The sequence below is a fragment of the Streptomyces sp. NPDC017940 genome, assembly GCF_044328435.1.
In the GTDB taxonomy this organism is placed as follows: Bacteria; Actinomycetota; Actinomycetes; order Streptomycetales; family Streptomycetaceae; genus Streptomyces.
In genome coordinates this window covers 905,167-926,056 of the sequence record NZ_JBIRHJ010000001.1, presented here as the reverse complement: position 1 = coordinate 926,056, position 20,890 = coordinate 905,167, and the positions used below count along the sequence as shown (strand labels likewise).

Sequence of the window (20,890 nt, the reverse complement as noted above, 5' to 3'; positions counted from 1 at the left end):
CGACCGGGGGATGATCTGGGGAGAGGTGGGCATCTGGCAGACTCTGTCCCTATGGGTGAGATGACTGTGACGACACTGGAAGGCCGAGGGCCCGCCACCACATCACCCATCGCGGGCGAGGCAGATGACCGCAATGGGCGGAATCTCCTGCGCCGGTTGCGGACCCCGCGCCGGCCGCGGCTGTGGTTCGAGATCCTGCTGATCGCGGTGAGTTACTGGACGTACTCGCTGATCCGCAACGCCGTGCCGGAGCAGAAGTCCGCGGCCCTGCGCAACGCGGACTGGCTCTGGGGCGTGGAGCACGACCTCGGCCTGGCCTTCGAGCACAGCGTCAACCACGCCGTCGACTCGGTGACATGGCTCATCGTCGGCATGAACTACTACTACGCGACGCTGCACTTCGTCGTGACGCTCGGTGTCCTGGTGTGGCTCTACCGATGGCATCCCGGCCGCTACGCCGCAGCCAGGCTGGGGCTGTTCGCGACGACGGCGGTCGCCCTCGTCGGTTACTACCTGTATCCGCTCGCCCCGCCGCGCCTGATGCCCGGCGGTGACTTCATCGACACGGTCGTGGTGCACAACACCTGGGGCTCGATGGCCTCCGGCGACCTGAAGAACGTGTCGAACCAGTACGCGGCCATGCCCTCCATGCACATCGGCTGGTCCCTGTGGTGCGGTCTGACGATCTTCGCGCTCGCGTCGGTGCCGTGGGTGAAGATACTCGGCCTGCTCTATCCCACGGCCACCCTGGTGGTGATCGTGGCCACGGCCAACCACTTCTGGCTGGACGCGGTGGGCGGCATGATCTGCCTGGCGTTCGGCTTCGCGGTGGCCCGGTTCTGGTACGGGAGCCTGCCGCACCGGCTGCCGCGGCTGATCCCCGACGAGCCGCCCCGCGGCACGGACGCCGGGGGCGAGCGCCGCCGCAAGCGCTACGCCCCGTAGAACCGCTCCTCCACCACGGCCCGCGCCCGCCGCGTGATCCGCCGGTAGTCGTCCAGCATCACGCCGACCGTGCCCGCGTCGTACCCGAGGTAACGCCCCACGGCGGCGAGCTCCCTGCCGTCCGACGGGAAGGTGTCCCCCGCCCGGCCGCGCACCAGCATCACCGCGTTGCGTACCCGGGTGGCGAGCACCCAGGCCTCGTCCAGGGTCGCCGCGTCCTCCGTCGCGAGGAGCCCGGCCGCGCAGGCCGCGTGCAGGGCCGCACGGGTGCGGGTGGTGCGCAGGCCTGGCTCGGCCCAGCCGTGCTGGAGCTGGAGCAGCTGGACGGTCCACTCGACGTCGGAGAGCCCGCCGCGGCCCAGTTTGGTGTGCAGGGTGGGGTCGGCGCCGCGCGGCAGCCGCTCGGACTCCATGCGCGCCTTCAGCCTGCGGATCTCGCGTACGGCGTCGTCGCCGAGGCCCTCGACGGGGTAGCGCAGCGGGTCCACCAGGTCGATGAAGGCCCGGCCGAGGTCCGCGTCGCCCGCGACCGGCTCGGCGCGCAGCAGGGCCTGCGCCTCCCAGACGAGGGACCAGCGGCGGTAGTAGGCCGCGTAGGACTTCAGGGTGCGTGCCAGGGGTCCCGACTTGCCCTCCGGGCGCAGATCGGCGTCGACGAGGAGCGGCGGGTCCGCGCTCGGCAGCTGGAGGAGCCGCCGCATCTCGGTGACGACGGCGCCCGCGGCCTTCGCCGCCTCCTGGTCGTCGACGCCCTCGCGCGGCTCGTGCACGAACAGGACGTCGGCGTCCGAGCCGTAGCCGAGCTCACGGCCGCCGAAGCGGCCCATGCCGATGACCGCGAACCGGACCGGCAGGTCGTCGCCGAAGCCCTCGCGGACCACGGCGCGCAGCGTGCCCGCGAGGGTGGCGGCGGTCAGGTCGGACACGGCCAGACCCACCCGGTCCACCAGGGCGCCCGCGTCAGCCCGCCCGTCTCCCGCCACCACCCTTGTCCCGAGCGCTGCGCGCACACCTTCCCCTTCGGGGCTCTCCTGCGTGCCGTACGAGGAGATGATGTCGGCGGCCGTGGTGCGGAACAGCTCGCGGCGGCGCACGCCGCGGGCCGCCGCGACGGCCTGCTCGGCGCCGTTCGCGCGGCGCACGGCGGCGAGGACCTCCTGTTCCAGGATGCCGCGTCCGCGGGGTTCGAGGCCGCGTTCGTCGCCGAGCAGGGCGACGGCCTCGGGGGCGCGCAGGAGCAGGTCGGGGGCGAGCCGTCCGGCCGAGAGCACCCGGGCGAGGTTCTCGGCGGCCGCGCCCTCGTCGCGCAGGAGCCGCAGGTACCAGGGGGTCTTGCCGAGGGCGTCCGACACCTTCCGGAAGCCGAGGAGACCTGCGTCCGGGTCGGCGGAGTCCGCGAACCAGCCGAGCAGGACGGGCAGCAGCGTGCGCTGGATGGCGGCCTTGCGGGTCACGCCGGAGGCCAGGGCCTCCAGGTGGCGCAGGGCCGCGACGGGGTCGGCGTACCCGAGGGCGACCAGGCGTTCGCGGGCCGCTTCGGTGCTGAGCCTGCTCTCGCCGGGGGCGAGTTGGGCGACGGCGTCGAGCAGCGGGCGGTAGAAGAGCTTCTCGTGCAGGCGGCGGACGACGGACGTGTGCCGTTTCCAGGCGCGGGCGAGGTCGGTGAGGGGTTCGGTGCGCATGCCCAGGGAGCGGCCGATGCGGCGCAGGTCGGCGTCGGTCTCGGGCAGCAGGTGGGTGCGGCGCAGCCGGTGCAGCTGGATGCGGTGTTCCAGGGAGCGCAGGAAGCGGTAGGCGTCGTCGAGCTGGGTGGCGTCGACCCGGCCCACGTAGCCGCCGGCGGCGAGCGCGGCGAGGGCGTCCAGGGTGGTGCCGCTGCGCAGGGACGCGTCGGCGCGGCCGTGCACGAGCTGGAGCATCTGGACGGCGAACTCGACGTCGCGCAGACCGCCGGGGCCGAGCTTCAGTTCGCGGTCGACCTCGCCCACGGGAATGTTCTCGACCACGCGGCGGCGCATCCTCTGCACGTCGGGGACGAAGTTCTCGCGTTCTGCGGCCCCCCACACCAGGGGCGCGACGGCGGCCGCGTACTCCTTGCCGAGGTCGGTGTCGCCCGCGACGGGCCGCGCCTTGAGCAGCGCCTGGAACTCCCAGGTCTTCGCCCAGCGCTGGTAGTACGCGAGGTGGCTGGAGAGGGTGCGCACCAGGGGGCCGTTCCTGCCCTCGGGGCGCAGGTTGGCGTCGACCGGCCAGATGGTGCCCTCGACGGTGGTCTCGGAGCAGATCCGCATCAGATGGGCGGCGAGGCGGGTGGCGGCCCGGAGCGCCGCGCCCTCTTCGACGCCGTCGACGGCCTCGCCCACGAAGATCACATCGACGTCGGAGACGTAGTTCAGCTCGTGGCCGCCGCACTTGCCCATCGCGATCACCGCGAGGCGGCACGACGCGGCGTCGTCGGGCGCCGCGCGCTCGGCCATGGCGAGTGCGGCGCGCAGGGTGGCCGTGGCCAGGTCGGCGAGTTCGGCCGCGGCCTCGGCGACGTCGGTGGTGCCGCAGACGTCGCGGGCGGCGATGGACAGCAGGCAGCGGCGGTAGGCCACGCGCAGCGACACCGGGTCGGTGGCCCCGGCGAGGCCGCGCTCGAACTCCTCGACGCCCGGATGCAGGTCGGCGGCCTCGTAGGTGACCAGGGCACGCCAGTCGCCGGGGTGCCGGGCGAGGTGGTCGGCGAGGGCCTCGGAGGCGCCGAGGACACCGAGCAGGCGGTCGCGCAGGGGCTTGGCGCTGAGCAGGGTGTCGAGCAGCTCGCGGCGCGCGGTGGGGTCGGGCTGCGCCTCGGCGAGCCGGACCAGGCCGAGCAGTGCGAGGTCGGGGTCGGCGGTGGCGCCGAGGGCGTCGAGGAGCACCGCGTCGGTGCGGACGGCGGCCAGCTCGTCGGCGCCCAGGAGCCGCTCGGCGGTGGAGGGGTCGGTGAACCCGTGCCGCAGCAACCGCGTGAACGTGCTGCTCCTGCGTCCCTGCGGCACCGTCATCCCCGCGCCCTTCGCTCGCCCGTTCCTGGCCCCGAGCCTACTAAGAGCCCGCCGATGAGTTCTGCGCGCGTGCGCGGTCCACACGGGGACAGGAGTATGAAGAGCAGGAGGCCACGCCATGCCGAGCCAGGAACCCCGCGTCGACGTCGACGCCCGCTACAGCAGCGAGGGAGCCGCCGCGACCCCCTGGCCCCGGGCCCGGGAGGTGCTCGCGGCGGCCGAGCTGTTCTGGATCTCGACGGTGCGCCCCGACGGGCGCCCGCACGTCACCCCCCTGAGCGCCCTGTGGCAGGGGGACGCTCTGTACTTCTCCACCGGCCCCGCCGAGCGCAAGGCCCGCAACCTCCTGGCCAACCCCGAGGTCGTCCTGACGACGGGCACCAACGTCTGGGACGAGGGCCTCGACGTGGTCGTCGAGGGCACGGCGGTCCGGATCACGGACGACGCGCGGCTGCGGGGCCTCGCGGCGGCCTGGGAGGAGAAGTACGGCGGCTTCTTCCGCTACGAGGTGCGGGACGGCTGCTTCCACCACGAGTCGGGGCAGGCTGACGTGTTCGCGGTGACGCCCCGTACGGCGTTCGCGTTCGGCAAGGGCGACCCGTTCGGCCAGACGCGCTACCGCTTCGCGTGAGGCGGGCGGCGTACACCGTACGGAGCTGTGCGGCCTGCGCCTTCCCTTTCCCCGGGACAGGGCTCCCGATCGCTGGTGTACTCCTCGCATGGAATACACACTCGAAGTGATCGGCGTGCCCGTCAGCGACATCGACCGCGCCAAGGAGTTCTACGCGGCCAAGTGCGGCTTCCACGTCGACCTCGACACGGAGGTCATGCCGGGGGTGCGCGTCGTGCAGCTCACCCCGCCCGGGTCCGGCTGTTCCATCATGCTGGGCGACGCCATCTGGGACACCACCCCGGGCCCCACCCCGCGGCCCGGCACCTACCACGGCCTCCAGCTCTGCGTCCCCGACATCGAGCGGGCCCACGCCGAGCTGACGGCCCGCGGCCTCGAGGTCACCGAGCCGGTCAAGTACGCCGAGCAGGACGGCGGCACGTTCATGTACTTCACGGACCCGGACGGCAACGGGTGGTCCGTCCAGGAGTACCGGGTTCGGGCGGGGACGCCACTGCGGGAGGCAATCCGCCCCTGACCGGGCTGTGGGGGGTGCCCCCACCCGGGGCGCGGGCCGCGCCCCGAAGCCCCGGACTCACGGTCGTGCCCCGCAGGGGCGCGGGGAACTGCGCGAGCAACCAGCGACAAGCCGCAGACGCGTCTGCTGCGTCACGAGCAGACGCGTCTGCGGCCTTTCTCCGGCTGAGCGCGCCGTTCCCCGCGCCCCTTCAGGGCGCTCCCGCACAGGGGGGTTACAGGACCGGCAGGTTCTTGCGGAGTTCGAAGGCGGTCACCTCGGACCGATACTCCTCCCACTCCTGCTTCTTGTTCCGCAGGAAGAAGTCGTACACATGCTCCCCGAGCGTCTCGGCGACCAGCTCGGACCGCTCCATGAGCGCGATCGCCTCGCCCAGGTTCTGGGGCAACGGCTCGATCCCCATCGCGCGGCGTTCGGCGTCGGACAGGGCCCACACGTCGTCATCGGCGCCCGGCGGGAGTTCGTAGCCCTCCTCGATGCCCTTGAGGCCGGCGGCGAGGAGGACGGCGTACGTGAGGTAGGGGTTGGCGCCGGAGTCGATGGAGCGGACCTCGACGCGGGCCGATCCGGTCTTGCCGGGCTTGTACATGGGCACCCGGATGAGGGCCGAGCGGTTGTTGTGCCCCCAGCAGATGTACGAGGGGGCCTCACCGCCCGCGCCCGCGGTGCGCTCCGAGCCGCCCCAGATGCGCTTGTAGGAGTTCACCCACTGGTTGGTGACCGCGGAGATCTCGGCGGCGTGCTTGAGCAGGCCCGCGATGAAGGAGCGGCCGACCTTGGAGAGCTGGTACTCGGCGCCCGACTCGTAGAAGGCGTTGCGGTCGCCCTCGAAGAGGGAGAGGTGCGTGTGCATGCCCGAGCCGGGGTGCTCGGAGAACGGCTTGGGCATGAAGGTGGCCTGGACGCCCTGCTCCAGGGCCACCTGCTTCATGACCAGGCGGAACGTCATGATGTTGTCGGCCGTGGAGAGCGCGTCGGCGTACCGGAGGTCGATCTCCTGCTGGCCGGGGGCGCCCTCGTGGTGGCTGAACTCGACCGAGATGCCCATGGACTCCAGCATCGTGATGGCCTGGCGGCGGAAGTCCATGCCGACGTTCTGCGGGGTGTGGTCGAAGTAGCCGGAGTTGTCGGCGGGGACGGGCCGGGAGCCGTCCAGGGGCTTGTCCTTGAGCAGGAAGAACTCGATCTCGGGGTGGGTGTAGAAGGTGAACCCGAGGTCGGAGGTCTTGGCGAGGGCGCGCTTGAGGACGTAGCGCGGGTCGGCGAAGGACGGGGAGCCGTCGGGCATCAGGATGTCGCAGAACATCCGGGCCGTGCCCGGGGCCTCCGCGCGCCACGGCAGGACCTGGAAGGTGCCCGGGTCCGGCTTGGCGATCATGTCGGACTCGTAGACGCGGGCGAAGCCCTCGATGGCCGAGCCGTCGAAGCCGATGCCCTCGTCGAAGGCCTGTTCCAGCTCGGCGGGGGCGACCGCGACCGACTTCAGGAAGCCGAGTACGTCCGTGAACCACAGGCGTACGAACCGGATGTCGCGCTCCTCCAGAGTGCGGAGCACGAACTCCTGCTGCTTGTCCATCTCGACTTCCACCCATCCTTGCTGGTCGGAACCGGCTGCTCCCGAGCCTCGGGACGTCGCCCCGGCACATGAGCATCCCACCACACGGTTTCCTGCGCGTTGCGGCCGTTCCTTGCCCATAGTGCACGCTCCCCCGACCGCGGTGACAGCGGCGCCGGCCCACTCCTTCGAAGTGTCCGGCGGGAACCCGGCGGCCCGCCCCCGCCGGGGCCGTCGCCCGGTTCGAACAGAGATCGCTGCCGGGCCGGGGCGGGCGGCCGGGTCCGCGCGTCCGGTATTTGCCGGAGCGGCCCTTCCCTCCGCCGGGGTGAAGGCTACGATCAACGCACTCAGTCGCACCGTCGCAGCACCACCACCGCACCGCCACTTGTTCAACCCATCCGATTCCGTCCCTTTCCGCAGAAGGACACACCATGGGTTCCGCCAAGAAGTCGAGCAGCGCCGAGCGCAAGGCCCGGATAGAGGAGATGCGGCGCGCCGAACGCGCCCGCGAGCGCCGCAACCGCGCTCTCACCATCACCCTGAGCGCCGTCATCGTCGCCGCAGTCGGCATCGGCGGCTTCTTCCTCATCTCGAGCGCCGACGACGACTCGGACTCCGGCGGCAAGGCGGGCGACGCGAAGGCCGCGGCCAAGTTCACCACGACCGGCGACGGCGAGCGGGTCTGGGACGCCAAGAAGCTGGGCCGCACCCACGTCGACGGCAAGGTGAACTACCCGGTGACACCGCCGGTGGGCGGCAACCACAATCAGGTGTGGATGAACTGCAACGGCGACGTCTACACCAAGGAACTCCCGAACGAGAACGCCGTGCACTCCCTGGAGCACGGCGCGGTGTGGGTGACGTACAACGACAAGGCGAAGCCCGCCGACCTGAAGAAGCTCGAAGCGAAGGTCAAGAAGACCCCGTACTCGCTGATGAGCCCCGTCAAGAACCAGAAGGACCCGATCCTGCTTTCGGCGTGGGGCCACCAGCGCGTGATCGAGCGCGCGGACGACCCGAAGGTGAACGCGTTCTTCTCCACGTACGTCCAGGGCAAGCAGACCCCCGAGCCCGGTGCGGCCTGCACCAACGGCCTGGGGCAGTGATGAGGCGCACGGACTGGCTGATCGGCGCCGTCGCGGGCGCGGTGCTCGCGGCGGGCGGCATCACGGCGGCGGTGGCGTCCACCGGCGACTCCTCGGGCTCCGCGGATTCCTCGGACGCCGCCCGTACGCCCGCGACTTCGTCCGCCGACGCGGGTTTCGCCCGGGACATGTCGGTGCACCACCAGCAGGCCGTGGAGATGTCGTACATCGTCCGGGACCGCACCGAGAACGAGGAGATCCGCCGCCTCGCCTACGACATCGCCCAGACCCAGGCCAACCAGCGCGGCATGATGCTCGGCTGGCTCGACCTGTGGGAACTCCCCAAGGTCCCGCCCGGTGAGCCCATGGAGTGGATGGACATGGCGGGCGCCCCGTCGCCCGGCGACGGCTCCCTGATGCCGGGCATGGCGACGAACGCCGAGATGAAACGACTCGGCCGGCTGAACGGCAAGCAGGCCGAGGTGTACTACCTGCGACTCATGACCGCCCACCACAAGGGCGGCATCCACATGGCCGAGGGCTGCGTCGAGCGCTGCGCGGTGCCGGTGGAGAAGCGGCTCGCGCAGGGGATGGTGGAGTCGCAGGCGTCGGAGGTCAAGCTGATGGGGGACCTGCTGAGGGCACGGGGCGCGAAGCCGTAGGGGGCCCTGCCGGGGCCTCAGGCCGCGCCCCACACCACCCCCGGCGGCCGCACCCCCGCGCACAACGGCATCCCCTTCTCGTCCGTGAGCCCCAGCTCCCCCACGGCCACGCCCGCCGCCACCGCCGCCGCGGGGATGTCCGCGAACCACAGCTTCGCTCTGCGGAACATCGCGAACTCGCCGCCGGGAGGCAGTTCGCCCCAGGTCAGGTAGAAGAAGCGCTCGCCGCGCCCGCCCTGGACGTGCGGCCCCTTGAAGTCCGGGGTGCCGTCCGGCGCGGCGACCACGGACACCTCGAACTCGAACACCGCCTCGGCGGCGTCGGCCCGCACCGGGTCCTCGGGCCCGGACCCGCGCTGCACGGCCACGTGCACGTCCCGGTACTCCCCGCACTCCGCCCCGGGCAGCTCACGGCCGACGAGGCGCACGGTCAGCTTCTGTGCCATGCCCCCAGTGCACCACGGGGGTACGACATCGCCACGGGGTACGACATCGCCACGGGGGCACGACATTCCCTCCCGGCGGAACCGCTGCGGGGGAGGAGGGGCACAGCCCGTGCGGGGTGCGCCTCACCGTGCCGCCAGGATCGCTTCCGTGACCTCGCGGGGGCGGGCCCGCATCAGGAGGTGCCCCGCGGGGGCCAGCACGTGGAAGTTCGCTCGCAGGGTGTCGGCGAGGGCGTGCTGGCGGCGTACCCAGGCGTCGGTGCCGGACGCCGTCGGGGACGCCGCGAGGACCGTCACCGGCGCCCCGCCGGGCAGGGGGGCCTCCCGCCGCATCGTGTCCAGTTCGCGGGCCATGTCCCCGTACGTCAGATACTCCGTCAGCGCCGCCCGCCACACCCGCTTCGAGCCGTACACCGCACACGACTCCCGCGCCGGAGGCGGGCTCCAGCGCCCCTCGGCCAGGCGGCGGACCGGCGGCCCCACGGCGCGCGGCACGCCGAGCCCGCCGAGGGCGGCCCCCGCCCCGCGCGCGAGCGCCGGCCGCAGCCTCCGGCCAGGAGCGTCCCCCGTCCCGGTCCCCTCCTCCACGCTGGAGTCCACGAGGACGAGCCCCGCCGTCCGCCGAGGGCACAGCCGCGCGAACGCCTCCGCGTGGAAGCCCGCCAGCGAGTGCCCCACCACGGTCACGGCCTGCTCACCGAACCCGACCGCGTCCAGCACGCGCCCGATCCGCTCGGCCTCCCCCACCAGCGTGGGCGCCTCCCGCGCGGGCCCGCTGAGCCCGAGCCCGGGCCGGTCGAAACGGACGACGGTACGGGAGCGGGCGAGCAGCGCCACCACCGGATCCCACTCGAACCAGGCGAGCCCGAGCCCCGCACTGAGCACGCACGCGGGCCCCGCGCCCGTCACCCGCACATGGTGCGGCACCCCGTCGATACGGACGAACACCCCCCTCACGGCCGCCGACGCCCCGCCCACACCAGCCACGCCATCACCACCAGCCAGACCGCGATCGTCAGCAACTGGATGCGCTGGGCGACCCCCAGGCCCCATGTGTCCAGTACGGAGGGGCCGTGGCCGGAGGGGCCGTGGCCGGAGGTGCCGTACCCGGAGTCGAACGCCGCGACGGCGGCCAGCGTCCATCCGGTGGCGATCAGTTCGACCCCGATCAGCGTGCGCAGCAGCCCCCTGAACCGGACCCCGGCCAGGTCCCCGCTCCGGTGCACCACCACCGTCAGGAGCACCATCCCCACCAGTGCCCCCGCCACCGCCACGCTGCTGCTGACGGCGTGCGCGGCGTGGGTGAAGGGCACCGCGCCCGCCCGCTCCCGTGCCGCGCAGGCCGCGTCCGCGGTGGGTGCGCAGCTCAGTGGGAGCCGCGAGTCGGCGGCCGTCGCGGCGCCGAAGACGGCGACGGCGGCCCAGCCGCCGACGGCGAGGAGCACCCGCCCGCGCACCGCGGCGCGCGGGCGCAGCCACACCAGGCCGCCGACGGCCCCCGCGCACACCAGGATCCCCGCCGCGAGGTCGAGCGTCCGGAAGAACGTGCCGTACGGCTGGTCCTCGGCGGCGAGTTCACTGACGTACGTACGCAGCGGCGAGAGCCCGGTGGGCAGGAACGCCTCCAGGGTCCAGGTGGTGTAGGAGAGGGCGCCGAGCGTGAGGAGCACGGCGACGGCCGCGCGGGCGCCGGTACGGGCCGCTCCGGCGGCCGGGGGCCCTCCTCGCTCGGCGGAGGCCCGCCCGGGCACGAGCGTGCCGACGTCCGACGGGAGGCGGCGCACGCTCGCCGCCGCCGCGGTCCCGCTCCGCCCCGATCCGTCCGAAGTCGTCATGGGCTCATGATCGTCGGTGGCGGCCGGGCCCGCATGTCGCCCCATACCGGGGAGGGGTAGGCTCCCGCCCGTGCCCCAGTGGAACCCGAAGAGCCCGGCGACACCCGCGAGCCATCTCGCGCTGCTCGCCGTGCTGCTCCTCGGCATCGTGGCCATGCACTCGCTGGGCCACCCCCGGGAGCACGGAACGGGCACCGAACAGGCACCGGGCGAACACGCGGTGACGGCACACGACGACCGCCGGGGGGCGGGGCGCTCCGGTGCGGGGGGCGACACTCGGCCGCACTTCCTGGTGGACGGCACGCGGCCTGACGCCGGGGCTGGCGGCACGCGGCCGTACGCCGGAGTGGAGGGCACGCAGCGCTCGGGGGCGAAGGACACGGGGCGGCACATCGGAGCGGACGGCACGCAGCCGCGCCCCTGGGCTGACGGCACGCAGCCGTACTCCCGAGCGGAGGACACGCGGCGTCACGCCACAGCGGACGGCACGCAACCGCACTCCCGCGCGGACGGCACGCGGCGGCACACCGCAGCGGAGGACACGCAACCGCGCCTCGGGGCTGACGGCACACAGCCGTACTCCCGCGCGGACGGCACGCAGCCCCACCCCGCAGCGGACAGCACGCAGCCACCCCCCGAGGCAGCGACCGCGCCCCAACCCCCCTCCCCCGCGCCGCACGGCCCCAGCACGGACCCGCTCTCCGTCTGTCTTGCGGTCCTCGGGGCCGCCCTCGTCCTCGCCCTGTCGCACGCGGCGGTCCGCCACCGGCCAGGGGGTGCCCCGGTCCCCGTACAGCGGCTCGCCGGGCTGCTCGACGCGCTGTGGCCGCGGCCGCCGCCCCGCACCCTCCTCACCCGTCTGTCCGTGCTGCGCGTATAGGCCGCCGCACCGGCTGCTTCGCGCTGCCCGCACGTCCGGGGTCCGCACCAGGGAACCTCCGGGCACCGAGCGGGGCGGCAGGAGCAGCGGACGCGCCCTCACGCACGCACCACACAGACGAGGTGTTCATCAACCATGCGCAAACCGATCACGCGCATCCCCGGTCCCGCGTCCCCCGACGGTCCTGCGAAGCCGTCGCGGCGCGCCCTGCTCGGCGCGGCAGCCGGCGCCGCGGGCGCCGGACTCGTGACGGCCTGCTCCGGAGCCGGGAACGGGGGCGGCGGCTCCCACTCCGGTCACTCCGGCGGCGGCGAAGCGGGACCGTCCGCGGCCCCGGAGGGCTTCGTGTCGCCCACCGGCGACGAGGTCGCCGCCGCCGAGCGCGCCCGCCCCGGGGGCGGCCGGGTCCGCGAGGTCCGGCTGACGGCCGCGAAGGCCACGCTGGACCTGGGCGGCCCCACCGTGCGGACGTGGGCGTACGGCGAGGAGCTGCCCGGCAGGGAAGTCCGTGTCACCGCGGGCGACACCCTCGCCCTCACGCTCGCCAACCACCTTCCCGAAGCCACCACCCTGCACTGGCACGGCCTCGCCCTGCGCAACGACATGGACGGCGTCCCCGCCCTCACCCAGCGCGCCGTCGCCCCCGGCGCCGACTTCACGTACCGCTTCAAGGTCCCGCACCCGGGGACGTACTGGTTCCACCCGCACTCCGGCACCCAGCAGGACCGCGGTCTGTACGCACCCCTGATCGTCGACGACCCCCGGGAGCCGCTGCGGTACGACGAAGAGTGGGTGGTCGTCCTGGACGACTGGGTCGACGGGGTGGACGGCTCGACGCCGGACGGGGTCCTGACCGAACTGCGCGCCGGTATGGACCACGGGGGCGGCACGGACCAAGGCGGCGGTATGGACCACGGGGGCGGAGGTGACGGGGGTGGCGGTCACGAAGGGCACGGCATGGCGGCCGGGCCCACCAGCCGCACCGGGCCCTCCCGCATGATGATGGGCGCGCGCAGCGACATCCTCGGCCCGGACGCGGGCGACGTCGCGTACCCGCACTACCTGATCAACGGCAGGACCCCCCGCTCCCCCGAGGTGTTCCGCGCCCGCCCCGGCGACCGCATCCGGCTGCGCCTGATCAACGCGGGCGGGGACACGGCCTTCCGCGTGGCCCTCGGCGGCCACGAGCTGACGGTGACGCACACGGACGGCTTCCCGGTCCGGCACCGCACGACCGACGCGCTCCTGATCGGCATGGGCGAGCGGTACGACGTCCTCGTCACCGCCAAGGACGGCGTCTTCCCGCTGACGGCGCTGGCCGAGGGCAAGAGGGCCGCGGCGCGGGCGGTGCTCCGCACGACGGGCGGCAGGCCGCCCGCGGCGTCCGCGCGGCCCGAGGAGCTGAAGGGCCGCGTCCTGCTCGCCGACCGCCTCACGGCCGACGACTCGGTGGCCCTGCCGCGCCGGAGGCCGGACCGCACGATCAGGATCCGGCTGACCGGCGGCATGGGCAAGTACGACTGGGCCTTCGACGGGAAGCCCTACACACCGGATCAGCGGCATCCGGTGCGGGCCGGTGAGCGGGTTCGCCTGATGTTCACCAACGGCACGGCGATGTGGCACCCGCTGCATCTGCACGGCCACACCTTCGCCCTCGCCGACGCCCCGGGCCGCCCCCGCAAGGACACGGCGGTCGTCCTGCCGAACGGCACCCTGACGGTGGACTTCGACGCCGACAACCCGGGCCTGTGGATGATCCACTGCCACAACGTCTACCACGCGGAGGCGGGCATGATGACGGCCCTCGGCTACCGCGCGCGGTAGTCCGGTCCGAGCGGATCACGGGGCGCGTCCGGCGCCGCGGGCGCACACCCGCGGGCAGCCGGACGCGCACCCGCCCGAGGCCCCGTTCACGAGGACATCGCGTCTCTCTGACGATTAGAGTGGGCCGCGTGCCTCAACTACGCCTCGCCCTGAACCAGATCGACCCGACCGTCGGTGATCTCGCGCGGAACGCCGAGGCGATCGTCCACTGGACCCGGCACTCCGCCGAGCAGGGGGCGCACCTGGTCGCCTTCCCCGAGATGGCCCTGACCGGCTGCCCCGTGGAGGACCTCGCGCTGCGCTCCTCCTTCGTCGACGCCTCGCGCCGGGCACTGGGTGCCCTCGCGGAGCGGCTCGCCGACGAGGGCTTCGGCGAACTGCCCGTGGTGGTCGGCTATCTGGACCGTACGGAGGAGGCGAAGCCGCGGTACGGCCGGCCCGCGGGCGGGCCCCGCGACGCGGCGGCCGTGCTGCACCGCGGCGGTGTGGCCCTCGCCTTCTCCCAGCACCACCTCCCCGAGCACGGCGTCCTCGACGAGTTCCGGTACTTCGTGCCGGGCGGGACGCTGCCCGTGGTGCGGGTGCACGGCGTCGACGTGGCGCTCGCGATCGGCGAGGACCTGTGGCAGGACGGCGGCCGGGTGCCCGCGGCGCGCACCGCGGGGGCGGGCCTCCTGCTCTCCCTCAACGCCTCGCCGTACGAGCGGAACAAGGGCGACCAGCGCCTCGACCTGGTGCGCAAGCGCGCCCAGGAGGCGGGGTGCACGACGGCGTACCTGGCGATGACCGGCGGCCAGGACGAGCTGGTCTTCGACGGGGACTCGATCGTGGTCGACAAGGACGGCGAAGTCCTCGCGCGGGCGCCGCAGTTCGCGGAGGGCTGCGTGGTCCTCGACCTGGAGCTGCCCGCGGCGGGTCCGGTACCGCACGGTGTCGTCGGCGGTGGCGGTGACGGTGACGGCGGTGGGCTGCGCGTCGAGCACGTGACGCTGTCCGCGGAGCCGCTGCCCGCGTACGAGGCGGAGTTCGGCGGCGGTCACGCCGACCGCCTCGACGACACCGAGGAGGTGTACTCGGCCCTAGTGGTGGGGCTGCGCGCGTACATCACCAAGAACGGCTTCCGCTCCGTGCTCGTCGGGCTCTCCGGCGGCGTCGACTCGGCGCTGACCGCGGCGATCGCCTGCGACGCGGTGGGCGCGCGGAACGTGTACGGGGTCGCGATGCCCTCGCGGTATCCCTCCGCGCACGCGTCGACCGACGTCGAGGAGCTGGCGCGGCGCACCGGGCTCCACTTCCGTACGGTGCCGATCGCGCCGATGTTCGACGCGTACACGGAGTCCCTGGAGCTGACCGGGCCCGCCGAGGAGAACCTCCAGGCGCGGCTGCGCGGGACCGTGCTGATGGCCCTCTCCGACCAGGAGGGGCACCTCGTCCTCGCGTCCGGCGACAAGTCGGAGCTCGCGGTCGGTCGTTCGACGCTGTACGGGGACTCCGTCGGCGCCTACAGTCCCCTCAAGGACGTGTACAGGTCCGCGGTGTTCCGGCTCGTCCGGTGGCGCAACGAGGCCGCCGCGGAGCGGGGGCAGACGCCGCCGGTGCCCGACTCGATCCCCGAGCCGCCGAGTGCGGAGTCGCGGCCCGGGCAGGTGGACACGGACTCCCTTCCCGACTCTCCGGTCCTGGACGGGATCCTTGAGCTGTACGTGGACCGGGGCCAGGGGGCCGACGCGATCGTCGCCGCCGGGTTCTCGGCGGAGCTCGTCGCTGCCACGCTGCGCCGGGTGGACGCCGCGGAGTACGAGCGGCGGCGGTATCCGCCGGGGACGAAGGTCTCCCCGAAGGGGTTCGGGAGGGGCGGCGGTTGCCCGTCACCAACCGCTGGCGCGAGGGCGGCTGACCGCCTGGGTCGGGGCGGGGGTTGTTGCTTGCCCGCGGGCCGGTGGGGGTTGCTGCTTCCCCACCGCTACCGCGGCGGGAACCTCTCCCACCCACCCACCCGTTTCCAGCCACCCGACAGGCACAGGCACGAAGAACATCCCAACCGCCCCCACCCCTGCGGGCACCGTCCCCCGTCCCCCTGCGGGCAATCGCCCCCAGGACGGGCCGGGTGGGCACACCCCGCACCGCCCCCGTCCCCCTGCGAGCCCTCACCCGCAGGACGGGCCGAGCAGACACACCCCGCGCTGGCCCCGCCCCCCCTGGGAACCCTCGCCCGCTAGGACGGGCCGGATGGGCACACCCCGCGCCACCCCCGCCCCCCTGCGACCCCTCGCCCGCAGGACGGGCCGGGTGGGCACACCCCGCACCGCCCCCGTCCCCCCTGTGGGCAATCGTCCCGCAGGGCGGGACGGGTGGGCACAGCCGCAGTGCCGGGTTTCCGTTCTGTGGGCGTCAGGGAAGGCCGGGCAGGTCCTCGTGCCCGGTGCCCGGCCACGGAGCGTCAGGGGAGGTCAGGCGTTCACCCGGTCCCCGGTGCCGGGCACATGCTCGGCGACCAGGCGCTCCGCGCCGGCGGCGGAGGGGCGGGCGCGGTCGACCGCGTAGGCCACCGTGGCGACCCCCACGCCGAGCACGGCGAGCCCCGCTCCCGCGACGGCGGGAGAGGTCACGCCGAAGCCGGCGGCGAGGGCCAGGCCGCCGATCCAGGCCCCGCCCGCGTTGGCGAGGTTGAACGCGGCCTGGTTCGCCGACGAGGCGAGCGAGGGCGCGGCGGCGGCCTTCTCCATGACCATGAGCTGAAGCGGCGACCCGGTCGTGAACGCGGCCATGCCGAGCAGCGTCACACCCACGGCCGCACTCCACTCGGCCCGCATGAGCAGCGGGAAGAACGCGAGCACGACGACCAGCGAGCCGAGCCCGCCGAACAGCGTGCCGCGCAGCGAGTGGTCGGCGAACCGCCCGCCGAGCAGGTTCCCCGCCGTGGCCCCCACGCCGAAGAGGGCGAGCAGCAGCGTGACCCCGGCCTCGGCGAACCCGGCGGAGTCCGTCAGCATCGGCGTGACGTAGCTGTAGGCGGCGAACAGCGCGCCGAAGCCGGCGACGGTCGTACCGAGCGCGAGCCACACGGGCAGCGAGCGCAGCGCCCGCAGCTCGCCCCGCAGCCCGGGGTTCTCACCGTGCCCGTGGTCGGCGGGCACCAGGAGCGCGAGCGCGGCGATGGCGGCGATCCCGATGGCGCTGACGGCGAGGAACGTCGCACGCCAGCCGAGCTGCTGCCCCATGAGGGTGGCCACGGGCACACCGACGACGTTGGCGACGGTGAGGCCGAGGAACATCAGGGACACCGACCGCGCCTTGCGCTCGGGCCCGACGAGTCCGGTGGCGACGACCGCGCCCACGCCGAAGAACGCGCCGTGCGGCAGCCCGCTGACGAAGCGGGCGGCGGTCAGGAGGTGGTAGTCGGGCGCGGCGGCGGACAGCGCGTTGCCGACGACGAACAGCCCCATGAGGCCGATCAGGACCCGGCGCCGGGGCATCCGCGCGGTGACGGCGGCGAGCAGCGGTGCGCCGATGACGACGCCGAGCGCGTACGCGGAGACCAGGTGTCCCGCGGTCGGGATGGACAGGTGCAGGTCGTCCGCGACGTTGGGCAGCAGGCCCATCATCACGAACTCGGTGGTGCCGATGCCGAAGGCGCCCACGGCTAGGGCGAGCAGGGCCAGGGGCATGAGGACGTACCTTCCAAACGGGCTGGGCCATACGGGCGTGGGTGCGGGCGGGCGCGCGGGGGCAGCGGGGACGGCGCGCGCGACCCGTAAGTTTACGTACGGAACAAAAGATCCCGGCCCGAGTATTCCGCGAGGTCACCGGGGGTGGGCCGCGCGGTCAAGAGACGGGGACCGTCAGAGGTCCACACTCGCGGCGACCGGCAGGTGGTCACTGCCCGTCTCGGGCAGCGTCCAGGACGACACCGGCTCGACGCCCTTGACCATGATCTGGTCGATGCGGGCCATCGGGAACGAGGCGGGCCAGCTGAAGCCGAACCCGTCGCCCGCGGCTCCCTGCGTGGACCGCATCTGCGAGGTCACGGCGTTCAGCGCGCGGTCGTTCATCGTGCCGTTCAGGTCGCCGAGCAGCACGACCCTGCCGACGCTCTCGCGCCGGATGGCCGTACCGAGCGCGTCGGCGCTGTCGTCGCGCTGGCCCGCGGTGAAGCCCGCGTCCAGCTTGACCCGCACCGACGGCAGGTGCGCCACGTACACGGCGACCTCGCCCTTGGGGGTGTCGACGGTGGTCCGCAGCGCCCGCGTCCAGCCGAGCTTGATGTCGACGGGCCTGGTGCCGCTCAGCGGATACTTGCTCCACACGCCGACGGTGCCCTGCACCGAGTGGTACTTGTACGTGCCCGCGAGGGCCTTCTCGTACGTCGGTACGGCGCCGGAGGTGAGCTCCTCCAGGGCGATGACGTCGGCCCCGGACGCCGCTACGTCGCGGGCGGTGCCGGACGGGTCGGGGTTGTCGGCGTTGACGTTGTGCGTGGCGACGGTCAGGTCGCCGCCGCTGCCGGACTTGTCGGTCATGAGGCCGCCGAAGGCGCTGAACCAGGCGCTCACCGGCAGCAGCAGGGCGATCAGGGCGATCGCGGACCTGCGGACGACGGCGACGACGAGCAGGACGGGGACGAACACGCCGAGCCAGGGCAGGAACGTCTCGGTGAGGCTGCCGAGGTTGCCCACGCCGTTGGGGATCTGGGCGTGCAGCAGCATCACGAGCCCGATGAGGACCGCGCATCCCGCCGTGACGAGCCCGCGCCGCCAGATGCCGGGGTCGCCCCGCCATCCGCCGACCAGGCGTCGCAGTCGGGAATCCGGACGCTCGGGCTCCGTGCCGCCGCTGTCCGTCTCCGCCTTGTACGCCTGCGCCATGTCTGTCGTCGCCTCACTGACTGCCGTGCACACCGTCTTCCCGCCCTCAGCACCCTAGGCGATGATCCGGTGTCGTCCCCGCCGTCCGGGGACGGCCGTACGGGGACGAGGACGAACGGGAGCGCTCACGGGGTTCCGTATGTGTGTGCGGGGGGTGACCTCTGTGACAAAACGCGCACATCGACCCGGTGCCCGGCGTGGTGAACGCCACGCCGGGCACCGCCGGTTCACTTCTGCGGACGCATCCCCTCGAGGACCGCGTCGACGATGCGCACCGCCAGGTCGTCGTCCAGCGGGTCGTTCGGGCGCATCACGGCGCGCACCAGCATGGGGCCGACGAACAGTTCGTTGGCGAGCACGAGGTCGACGTCCGCACGCAGCTCGCCGTTCTCGACGCCGCGGCTCAGGACGTCCCTGACGATGCGGCGCTGCGGTTCGATCACCGTCTCGTGGTACACCTCCCAGAGCTTCGGCAGGCTCTTCATTTGTGCGAACACGTTGTGCAGGAGTGCCGAGGAGCGCATGCTCAGGCCGCGGCGGCGGATGCGTTCGACGAGGACCACGAGGTCGTCGCGCATGGAGGTGCCCGGCAGGACGGCGGGGGGCTCCTCCAGGCCGCGCAGGACGTCGACGAAGATCTCCTCCTTGCCGCTCCAGCGGCGGTAGATCGTGGCCTTGCCCACGCCCGCGGTGCGGGCGATGCGCTCCACGGAGATGTCCGCGAGGGGGATGCCCTCCTCGAAGAGCTTGACCACGCCTTCGAGGATGGCCCTCTCCACGGCCTCACTGCGGGGCCGCCCCCGCGCCCCCTTGGCGTTCCGCCCCTGCTCCACGTGTCACGACTCCTTAGCGGTGTGCGTCCCCCGCATTCTCCCCGGTCGGATGTGTCGGCTCCGCCGGTCGGTGGCCGTGCCCACCCGTGCGGGCGCGGTCAGCGGTCGGCGCGCACCCGGTCCTCCTCCGGGGCCGACGCGCCGGCGGGCGTGGAGAGGTCCTTGCGCGCCTTGCCGGGCAGGTACAGGGACACGACGAGCACACCCACGAGGGCGACCCCCGCCCCGCACAGGGCGGTGATGTGCATGGCGTGCAGGAAGGAGTCGTTGGCGGAGGCGACGAGCGCGTCCCCGCGGCCCCCGAGCCGCCCGGCGGCCCCGAGCGTCGCCTCGATCGACTCCCCCGCGGTGTGCCGCGCCCCCGCGGGCAGCACCTTCAGCTCGTCCTCCACGCCCCCGCGATAGGCGGTGGACAGCACGGACCCGAGCACGGCGATGCCGAGCGCCCCGCCGACCTGCCGGAAGGTGTTGCTGAGCGCCGACGCGGAGCCGGCCTTCTCGCGCGGCAGGGCCTGCATGATGACGACGCTGGTCGGCGTCATGATGTGCGCCATGCCCGCGCCCATCAGGAAGAAGATGACTTCCAGGACCCAGATGGGCGTGTCGGCGTCGAGGAGGGTGAAGCCGACGAGCGTGAGGGCGACGAGCCCGAGCCCGCCCGCACACACCGCGCGCACCCCGAAGCGGTCGACGACGAGCCGGGCGCGCGGCGCGAAGATCAGTTGGGCGACGGCGAGCGGCAGCATCAGCAGACCGGTCTTCAGGGGCGAGTAGCCGCGCACGCTCTGGGTGTAGAAGACGGCGAAGAACGTCACGCCCATCAGCGCGAAGAAGACGAGCGCGATGGCGGTGATGGCGGCGGAGAAGACGCGGTTCCTGAAGTACGAGATGTCGATGGACGGGTGCTCGCTGCGCTTCTCGTACCAGACGAAACCGGCGAGCACGGCGACGCCCGCGAGGATCGTCGCGAGGGCTGCGGGATCGGTGAAGTCGGCGAGCTGGCCGCCCTTGATGATGCCGTAGACGAGCAGCACGAGGCCGATGACGGACAGGACGACGCCGACCAGGTCGACGCGGCCCGGCTTCGGGTCCCTGGAGTCCGGGACGAGCGCGATCATCAGTCCGATGGCGGCGAGCACGATCGGCACGTTGATGAGGAAGACCGAGCCCCACCAGAAGTGGTCGAGGAGCAGGCCGCCGGTGATCGGTCCGATCGCGACGGCGAGGCCGACACCGCCCGCCCAGATGCCGATGGCCTTGGGCTGCTCCTCGCGCTCGAAGACGTTCATGAGGACGGCGAGGGTGGCGGGCATCACGAAGGCGGCGCCGAGGCCCATCACCCCGCGGAACGCGATGAGTTCGACCGGTGAGCCGGACTGGGCGGCCAGCGCGGAGCCGATGCCGAAGACGGCGAGCCCGGCGATCAGGACCTTCTTGCGGCCGACGCGGTCGCCGAGCAGGCCCGCGGTGAAGAGCAGTCCGGCGAAGACGAGCGTGTAGGAGTTGATGGCCCACTCGAGCTCGCTCTGGGTGGCGCCGAGGCCGGTGGGTTCCGGGGTGGAGATGGTCTTGATGGCGACGTTCAGGATCGAGTTGTCCAGGACGACGATCAGCAGGCTGAGCATCAGGACACCGAGGATCGCCCAGCGGCGCCGGTGGACCGCCTCCGGTATGCGGGGCGCGTCGGGGACGGCAGGTGTGGTCATGGATCCGAGCGTAGGGGCATTTCGATACGAGACCGTCTCGTATTGGAAAGGCTTTACCGCGGCTTTCCCTG

General features: G+C 73.2%; 16 protein-coding genes and 1 pseudogene. 8 read left to right on the top strand and 9 right to left on the bottom strand.

What is annotated here, in order from left to right; translation table 11 throughout:
- The first annotated feature begins 51 nt into the window (after positions 1–51).
- Complete coding sequence (locus tag ACH4DX_RS03860; RefSeq protein ID WP_398117502.1) at positions 52–945, top strand: phosphatase PAP2 family protein; 894 nt, start codon at positions 52–54, stop codon at positions 943–945.
- Here the strand turns inward: ACH4DX_RS03860 and ACH4DX_RS03855 are convergent.
- Positions 933–3,977 carry a bifunctional [glutamine synthetase] adenylyltransferase/[glutamine synthetase]-adenylyl-L-tyrosine phosphorylase gene (locus ACH4DX_RS03855; protein ID WP_398153871.1) on the bottom strand — a complete coding sequence of 1,015 codons (3,045 nt, stop codon included), beginning with the start codon at positions 3,975–3,977 and terminating at the stop codon, positions 933–935. The genes ACH4DX_RS03860 and ACH4DX_RS03855 overlap by 13 nt on opposite strands.
- Before the next feature lie 118 nt (positions 3,978–4,095).
- Here ACH4DX_RS03855 and ACH4DX_RS03850 point away from each other — a divergent pair, with 118 nt between their 5' ends.
- Together ACH4DX_RS03850 and ACH4DX_RS03845 are read left to right on the top strand one after the other, a co-directional pair.
- Complete coding sequence (locus ACH4DX_RS03850) at positions 4,096–4,608, top strand: pyridoxamine 5'-phosphate oxidase family protein (protein WP_398117499.1); 513 nt, start codon at positions 4,096–4,098, stop codon at positions 4,606–4,608.
- Between the two features lie 88 nt (positions 4,609–4,696).
- Positions 4,697–5,125, top strand: coding sequence for a VOC family protein (locus tag ACH4DX_RS03845; protein ID WP_398153870.1), 429 nt, complete (start codon positions 4,697–4,699; stop codon positions 5,123–5,125).
- A gap of 214 nt (positions 5,126–5,339) precedes the next feature.
- On the opposite strand, the gene ACH4DX_RS03840 is transcribed toward ACH4DX_RS03845, so the two are convergent.
- Positions 5,340–6,701, bottom strand: a complete 1,362-nt coding sequence (locus ACH4DX_RS03840) for a glutamine synthetase family protein (protein WP_030563849.1) — start codon at positions 6,699–6,701, stop codon at positions 5,340–5,342.
- Between the two features lie 413 nt (positions 6,702–7,114).
- Between ACH4DX_RS03840 and ACH4DX_RS03835 the strand changes: the two genes are divergently transcribed.
- The gene (locus ACH4DX_RS03835) at positions 7,115–7,789 is read left to right on the top strand and encodes a DUF3105 domain-containing protein (protein WP_398153869.1); all 675 of its coding nucleotides are present in this window, start codon (positions 7,115–7,117) and stop codon (positions 7,787–7,789) included.
- Entirely contained in the window at positions 7,789–8,430 is a 642-nt protein-coding gene (locus ACH4DX_RS03830; protein WP_398153868.1) for a DUF305 domain-containing protein, read from the top strand. Before ACH4DX_RS03835 ends, ACH4DX_RS03830 begins: the two co-directional genes overlap by 1 nt.
- Before the next feature lie 17 nt (positions 8,431–8,447).
- Here ACH4DX_RS03830 and ACH4DX_RS03825 read toward each other — a convergent pair whose 3' ends face one another.
- The 3 genes from ACH4DX_RS03825 to ACH4DX_RS03815 all read right to left on the bottom strand — a co-directional run bounded on the left by ACH4DX_RS03825 (position 8,448) and on the right by ACH4DX_RS03815 (position 10,711).
- Complete coding sequence (locus ACH4DX_RS03825) at positions 8,448–8,876, bottom strand: DUF5990 family protein (RefSeq protein ID WP_398153867.1); 429 nt, start codon at positions 8,874–8,876, stop codon at positions 8,448–8,450.
- A gap of 123 nt (positions 8,877–8,999) precedes the next feature.
- Positions 9,000–9,824: an alpha/beta fold hydrolase gene (locus ACH4DX_RS03820; protein WP_398153866.1), complete on the bottom strand. Its 825-nt coding sequence runs from the start codon at positions 9,822–9,824 to the stop codon at positions 9,000–9,002.
- A gap of 5 nt (positions 9,825–9,829) precedes the next feature.
- Entirely contained in the window at positions 9,830–10,711 is an 882-nt protein-coding gene (locus ACH4DX_RS03815) for a DUF998 domain-containing protein (protein WP_398153865.1), read from the bottom strand.
- Between the two features lie 70 nt (positions 10,712–10,781).
- Here ACH4DX_RS03815 and ACH4DX_RS03810 point away from each other — a divergent pair, with 70 nt between their 5' ends.
- The 3 genes and pseudogenes from ACH4DX_RS03810 (at position 10,782) to ACH4DX_RS03800 (ending at position 15,312) form a co-directional block, all read left to right on the top strand.
- Positions 10,782–11,591: a hypothetical protein gene (locus ACH4DX_RS03810; RefSeq protein ID WP_398153864.1), complete on the top strand. Its 810-nt coding sequence runs from the start codon at positions 10,782–10,784 to the stop codon at positions 11,589–11,591.
- A 135-nt stretch (positions 11,592–11,726) separates the two neighbouring features.
- Entirely contained in the window at positions 11,727–13,415 is a 1,689-nt protein-coding gene (locus tag ACH4DX_RS03805; protein ID WP_398153863.1) for a multicopper oxidase family protein, read from the top strand.
- Positions 13,416–13,543: 128 nt separating this feature from the next.
- Positions 13,544–15,312: pseudogene (locus ACH4DX_RS03800) on the top strand (NAD+ synthase).
- 553 nt (positions 15,313–15,865) lie between these two features.
- On the opposite strand, the gene ACH4DX_RS03795 reads toward ACH4DX_RS03800, so the two are convergent.
- The 4 genes from ACH4DX_RS03795 to ACH4DX_RS03780 form a co-directional block, all read right to left on the bottom strand.
- The gene (locus ACH4DX_RS03795; protein ID WP_398153862.1) at positions 15,866–17,083 is read right to left on the bottom strand and encodes an MFS transporter; all 1,218 of its coding nucleotides are present in this window, start codon (positions 17,081–17,083) and stop codon (positions 15,866–15,868) included.
- A 174-nt stretch (positions 17,084–17,257) separates the two neighbouring features.
- Positions 17,258–18,280, bottom strand: a complete 1,023-nt coding sequence (locus ACH4DX_RS03790) for an endonuclease/exonuclease/phosphatase family protein (protein ID WP_398117479.1) — start codon at positions 18,278–18,280, stop codon at positions 17,258–17,260.
- Positions 18,281–18,507: 227 nt separating this feature from the next.
- A complete protein-coding gene (locus tag ACH4DX_RS03785) occupies positions 18,508–19,113 on the bottom strand; it encodes a TetR/AcrR family transcriptional regulator (RefSeq protein WP_398117477.1) in 606 nt (201 codons plus the stop codon).
- A 98-nt stretch (positions 19,114–19,211) separates the two neighbouring features.
- A complete protein-coding gene (locus ACH4DX_RS03780) occupies positions 19,212–20,819 on the bottom strand; it encodes an MFS transporter (RefSeq protein WP_398153861.1) in 1,608 nt (535 codons plus the stop codon).
- Positions 20,820–20,890: the final 71 nt, after the last annotated feature.

Coding starts and splice junctions, on each gene's coding strand:
- ACH4DX_RS03860 (WP_398117502.1), top strand. CDS start 52: ATGGGTGAGATGACTGTGACGACACTGGAAGGCCGAGGGCCCGCCACC.
- ACH4DX_RS03855 (WP_398153871.1), bottom strand. CDS start 3,977: ATGACGGTGCCGCAGGGACGCAGGAGCAGCACGTTCACGCGGTTGCTG.
- ACH4DX_RS03850 (WP_398117499.1), top strand. CDS start 4,096: ATGCCGAGCCAGGAACCCCGCGTCGACGTCGACGCCCGCTACAGCAGC.
- ACH4DX_RS03845 (WP_398153870.1), top strand. CDS start 4,697: ATGGAATACACACTCGAAGTGATCGGCGTGCCCGTCAGCGACATCGAC.
- ACH4DX_RS03840 (WP_030563849.1), bottom strand. CDS start 6,701: ATGGACAAGCAGCAGGAGTTCGTGCTCCGCACTCTGGAGGAGCGCGAC.
- ACH4DX_RS03835 (WP_398153869.1), top strand. CDS start 7,115: ATGGGTTCCGCCAAGAAGTCGAGCAGCGCCGAGCGCAAGGCCCGGATA.
- ACH4DX_RS03830 (WP_398153868.1), top strand. CDS start 7,789: ATGAGGCGCACGGACTGGCTGATCGGCGCCGTCGCGGGCGCGGTGCTC.
- ACH4DX_RS03825 (WP_398153867.1), bottom strand. CDS start 8,876: ATGGCACAGAAGCTGACCGTGCGCCTCGTCGGCCGTGAGCTGCCCGGG.
- ACH4DX_RS03815 (WP_398153865.1), bottom strand. CDS start 10,711: ATGACGACTTCGGACGGATCGGGGCGGAGCGGGACCGCGGCGGCGGCG.
- ACH4DX_RS03805 (WP_398153863.1), top strand. CDS start 11,727: ATGCGCAAACCGATCACGCGCATCCCCGGTCCCGCGTCCCCCGACGGT.
- ACH4DX_RS03795 (WP_398153862.1), bottom strand. CDS start 17,083: ATGCCCCTGGCCCTGCTCGCCCTAGCCGTGGGCGCCTTCGGCATCGGC.
- ACH4DX_RS03790 (WP_398117479.1), bottom strand. CDS start 18,280: ATGGCGCAGGCGTACAAGGCGGAGACGGACAGCGGCGGCACGGAGCCC.
- ACH4DX_RS03780 (WP_398153861.1), bottom strand. CDS start 20,819: ATGACCACACCTGCCGTCCCCGACGCGCCCCGCATACCGGAGGCGGTC.